This is a genomic window from Gordonia sp. i37 (assembly GCF_002043085.1).
GTDB classification, from domain to species: domain Bacteria; phylum Actinomycetota; class Actinomycetes; order Mycobacteriales; family Mycobacteriaceae; genus Gordonia; species Gordonia polyisoprenivorans.
Window position 1 is genome coordinate 1 of record NZ_MVPX01000298.1, and the last position, 4,736, is coordinate 4,736.

The 4,736-nt window shown below is 69.5% G+C and carries 6 protein-coding genes; all 6 read right to left on the reverse strand.

Annotated features, from left to right (window positions below; all coding sequences use genetic code 11):
* Nucleotides 1-979 (reverse strand): SLBB domain-containing protein (locus tag B1964_RS14315; protein WP_079930251.1); only part of this gene is annotated, 979 nt, incomplete at its 3' end.
* A 112-nt stretch (nucleotides 980-1,091) separates the two neighbouring features.
* Nucleotides 1,092-1,955: a DegV family protein gene (locus tag B1964_RS14320; RefSeq protein WP_006370610.1), complete on the reverse strand. Its 864-nt coding sequence runs from the start codon at nucleotides 1,953-1,955 to the stop codon at nucleotides 1,092-1,094.
* Between the two features lie 74 nt (nucleotides 1,956-2,029).
* Nucleotides 2,030-2,803, reverse strand: coding sequence for a diglucosylglycerate octanoyltransferase (octT, locus tag B1964_RS14325; protein ID WP_079930252.1), 774 nt, complete (start codon nucleotides 2,801-2,803; stop codon nucleotides 2,030-2,032).
* A gap of 2 nt (nucleotides 2,804-2,805) precedes the next feature.
* On the reverse strand, nucleotides 2,806-3,519 hold the full coding sequence (locus tag B1964_RS14330) for a histidine phosphatase family protein (RefSeq protein WP_079930253.1): 714 nt from the start codon (nucleotides 3,517-3,519) through the stop codon (nucleotides 2,806-2,808).
* Entirely contained in the window at nucleotides 3,516-3,887 is a 372-nt protein-coding gene (gene rsfS / locus B1964_RS14335) for a ribosome silencing factor (RefSeq protein ID WP_006370607.1), read from the reverse strand. Before rsfS ends, B1964_RS14330 begins: the two co-directional genes overlap by 4 nt.
* A gap of 61 nt (nucleotides 3,888-3,948) precedes the next feature.
* Entirely contained in the window at nucleotides 3,949-4,686 is a 738-nt protein-coding gene (gene nadD, locus B1964_RS14340) for a nicotinate-nucleotide adenylyltransferase (protein WP_079930254.1), read from the reverse strand.
* Nucleotides 4,687-4,736 lie beyond the last annotated feature (50 nt).

The window sequence follows — 4,736 nt, forward strand, 5'->3', positions numbered from 1 at the left end:
CGGGGCCGGGCGACCCCCCCCCTGCCGAGGCCGACCCTCCGGGGGCACCGGTCCCCGACGGGACCGGGGTTCCGGCGGCGGATGCGCCGCCCGAGGCCACGACCGCGCTGCGCAATGCGAGCCTGCCCTCCTGCGCCGCGTAACCCACGAGGATCTGGTCACCGTCGCGAACGGGCTGCGCCAGGTTCAACGAGACCGTGTCGGCGCCCTCACGCGTGCCGCCGGCGGCGGCGAGTGCGTCGGCGATCCGGGCGTCGCTGTGGAGTCGGACCAGACCTGGCCGGTGCACCAGTCCGACGACACTGACCACCACCTGTGCATTGGCGGCAGGTGGCTGCCCCGCACCCGCGGCGGATGCGCGCGACGGTGCGGACGTGACATCCGAGGGGTTCGACGACGTGGCCGGCCCGCCCGGTGCGCCGAAGTCCACCGCGGGTGCCTCTCCGGAATCGCCGAACAGGCCGAATCCGGCGATCACACATGCCACGACGCCGACGAGAATGATGGCGATCGCGGCCGGCGGGGCGACGGCGAAACGGCGGCGCGGCCGGTCGTCGAGTCCGTCCTCGACGTCGTCTTCGAGATGGTGGTCGTCGAGATGGGGGTCGTCGGGATGGGCACCTGGGTCATCGTCGGAGTGCGGGTCGCCGCCCACCCCAGGGTTGCCCACACGGGCGGAAACGGTCCCGGCGGGCTTGGAGCGGACCGGGGCGGGATCGGTGGCGACCGGATCGAGCCAACCCGGCAGTGCCACCGCACCCCACCCGTCGTCGACCGCGGTCCGCATCGGCGACGGGTCGCCGCCGGGGTGTGCGTCGGAATTGTCCTGCGGCGCCGGATCATCGAGTTCGACGGGTGCGAGCGCACCGTCGGTGACGCGCTCGAGCCCGGAGAGTCGGTCGAGTGCCGAGCGGCGCCGGGAGCGGGCGTGAGAGTCCTCGGCGCCGGCCCGACGCGGTGTTCGTGAGGTGTCACTCATGGCGGCGAGCCTAAGGCGACGCACAGACCCGTGCGGCCGCCTGCGCCGTCGTCACCGGCGATCTGTGCAGTATCGCGGTTCTGTGGACTGCGGATCGGGAAATGCCGGCGGGTCAGTCGATCTGGTCGGCGCCCTCGATCGGATCCAGATGGGTGGTCACGGTCAGGCCGAGTGCGCCCGGTCCGATGTGACTGCCGAGGATGGGACCGAGATCGACGGTCAGCGCTGAGGTCACCACACGCAGCCGTTCGCGGACCGTGATGGCGAGATCGTGTGCGGCGTCCGGGATCTGGCAGTGCTGCACGCCCAGGGTCACCGCCCGGCCGTCGGCGAAGTCGACCGCGGTGTCGGTCATCTTCGCCACGGCCCGCGAGAACGTCCGTTGTCGCTCGCGCAGGGTCAGGATGCCGTCGTCGATGGCGAGGATGGGTTTGATCGACAACGCCGACCCGAGCAGTTTGCCCGCCGCACTGATGCGTCCGCTGTTGCGCAGGTTGTCCAGACTCTGCACGCAGATCAGCGATTCGGCGGTGGAGGCCTGCCGGATCGCCGACTCGTAGACCCGGTCGCGGTCGGCTCCGGCGGCCGCGGCCTGCGCGGCGGCGATCGCCGCGAAGCCCAGGCCCAGCCCCACCGAGCGGCTGTCGACGACCCGGATCAGGCCGGGATGATTCTCGGCGGCCAGTCGCGCCGCACCCCACGTCCCGGACAGTCGCCTCGACATCATCACCGCGACCACACCGGCACCGTCGCTGGCCGCGACTGCGGTATCGAATGCCGCGGCGAGTTCCTGCGGATTGGCGCCCGAGGTCGTCACACCCGATCGGGTGATCAGATCGTCGGGGATGTCGTCGATGCCCTCGCGGTAATCGACACCGTCGAGGGCCAGGTGCAACGGGACCACCGAGATCCGATAGTGCTCGGCGATCGCCGGTGGGAGGCGGGCCGAGGAATCGGTGACGACGACGACAGGCACGGCTCTACGTTAGCCGTTGCATCCGGGTGTCCCACGCCGGTGCGGGTCACTCCGGGGTGGTGTCGGCCACGCGCTCAGTCGGTCAGGATCGGGTCAAGGACCCCGGCGACCGCATCGGCGATCTGCCGGTGACAGTCGAACCCCCAGTGAATCCCGTCCGGATTCATCTCGGCGGCGGGGTCGGCGAAGTGCGCCCGGGTGATCGAGTAGAACTCGACGGTCGGCAGACCCGTCGACGACGCCCACTGTTGCATGCCCGCCGTCGTCGGGATGCGACCGGAATGGACGTTCCCGTAGTAGGGACTGCGGTGTGTCGGAGGCAAGCACACCACGATCGGCAGATCGGGACGTAGCCGGGTGAGCGCGTCGGCCACCTTGTCCAGATGCTCGACGGTCACCTTCGGCGGAAGCGCCACCGGCCAGCCGAGGCGCGACGCGCGTGGTTGCCACCACTGATATCCGGTGCGCACCGCCTGCCGCAGCCGCGGCGGACGCAGGTACCGGATCTGTTCGCGCAGCGCCGTCGGCAGTGGCGACGGCAGGCTGTCCATCCCGCCGATCGCGAGGACGACCGCGCGCGCCGACGGGACCACCGACCAGATGTTGGGGTCCTGGGTCAGCGCCCACCACACGTCACGGCTGGTCCAGCCCACCCGGCCGAACAGCCGGGTCGGCAGGCCAACATGTGCGCCGAGAAGATTCGGCCAGATCCGCGGATCGTCGGCGGGCAGTCCGCCGCCGGGACCGTAGTACGCGAGCGAATCCGACAGTACGAGCAGGCACCCGTCGGGACTCGCGGCCGGTGTGGGATCAGGGCCCGTCGGATCGGGCCCCGTGGGATCGGGCACCCTCACTGGATTGCCGCGTCGGCCACCTCGGCCGAGGCGTTCCACACGTCCAGGCGCCATCGCGGATTCTCACCGGGAGCCGCATGCCCGGACAACTGCACCCAGCTGGTGTTGGCCAGGCCACCGAGAATCGGCCACCGCGCCACCGGCAGATCCAGCAGGGCGGCGGTCATCGCGGCGATGACCCCGCCGTGCGCGACCAACACCACCGGCGACTCCGGGGATGCGCCTGTCCCCCAGTCCTTCAGTGCGGCAACGAGTTCGGTGACGACCGGCACCGCCCGCGCGGCGACGTCGGTGCGGCTCTCGCCACCCGGCGGCGCCCAGGTGGCGTCGTCGCGCCAGATCGCCCGGGCACCGGGTGCCTGCGCGTCCACCTCCAGATGGGTCAAGCCCTGCCACTGCCCCAGGTGTGTTTCGCGGAGCCGCTCATCGGTCTCGACCGACAGTCCTGTCGCCAGCGCCAACGCCTCCGCGGTGTCGCGGGCGCGACGCAGATCCGACGACCGGATCACCATGGGATTCTTGTCCGCCAGCGCTGCTGCAGCCGACTTCGCCTGTTGCACACCGAGTTCGGAGAGATCGGTATCGAGCTGTCCCTGCATCCGGCTGGTCGCGTTGTAACCGGTCTGTCCGTGCCGCAACAGGATCAACCGGCGCACGATCGGCGTGAGGCGTTCGACGGAGGTGTCGCCGCTGTCGGGACCGCCGCTCACTCGGACTCCTGATCGCTGGTGACGTCGACGGTCGGGCAGTCCTTCCACAAGCTCTCCAGCGCATAGAAGGCGCGCTCGTCGGCATGCTGGATGTGGATCACGATGTCGATGTAATCCAGGAGCGCCCAACGGCCTTCGCGAGTACCTTCTCGGCGCACCGGCTTGTATCCGGCCTCGCGCATCTTGTCCTCGACCTCGTCGGTGATCGCATTGACCTGACGCTCGTTGTCGGCGGATGCGATGACGAACAGGTCGGTGATCACCAATTGTTCGGAGACGTCGATGACGGCGACGTCGTGACCGAGTTTGTCCTCGGCCGCCAGCGCAGCCACCCGCGCCATCGCCAATGCCTCGGCTGATGCAGTCACACAAGTCCTTTCATTACGGCGGCCGCCCCGAGCGGGGCGTGATGTCGATCGGCGGGGTCGGTCACGGCGCCGACACCCGGGCGGAGTTGTTGCGCAGCGGTCGATAGAGCCGGCGCTTGGCTATGTACTGCACGACGCCGTCGGGAACGAGGTACCAGACCGGACGTCCCTGCGCGGCGCGGGCCCGGCATTCGGTCGAGGAGATCGCCAGGGCCGGGATCTCGAGCATCTGCAGTGTTTCCGGCGGCAGATCCTGCAGATGCTGGGCGAGGTGACTCGCATTGAGTTCGTAACCGGGCCGGCTGACGCCGATGAAGTTGGCCAGCTCGAACAGCTCTTCCCAGTTCTGCCAGGACAGGATCGATTCGAGCGCGTCGGCACCGGTGATGAAGAACAGTTCGGCGTCGGGCAGGATCGCGTGCAGATCACGCAACGTGTCGACGGTGTAGGTGTTTCCCTCGCGGTCGATGTCGACGCGGCTCACCGAGAAGCGCGGGTTGGATGCGGTCGCGATCACCGTCATCAGATAGCGGTCCTCGGCGGGTGAGACCTCTTTGCTGCGCTGGTCGTCCTTGCGGCGCTGATCGACACTGCGGCGCTGATCGACGCCGTCGGTCCCCGATCCTTCGTCATCGCCGAGTTTCTGCCAGGGCCGGCCGGTGGGTACGAAGATGACCTCGTGTAGCGAGAACCGGTGTGCGACCTCACTGGCCGCCACCAGGTGACCGTTGTGGATCGGGTCGAACGTGCCACCCATCACGCCGATGCGGCGGCGCGCCTGCGGGCGGTCGGTGGACATGAAGGGTGAGTCTACGCGGTGGGACCCGGCGAGCCGGTCGCGACGGCGGG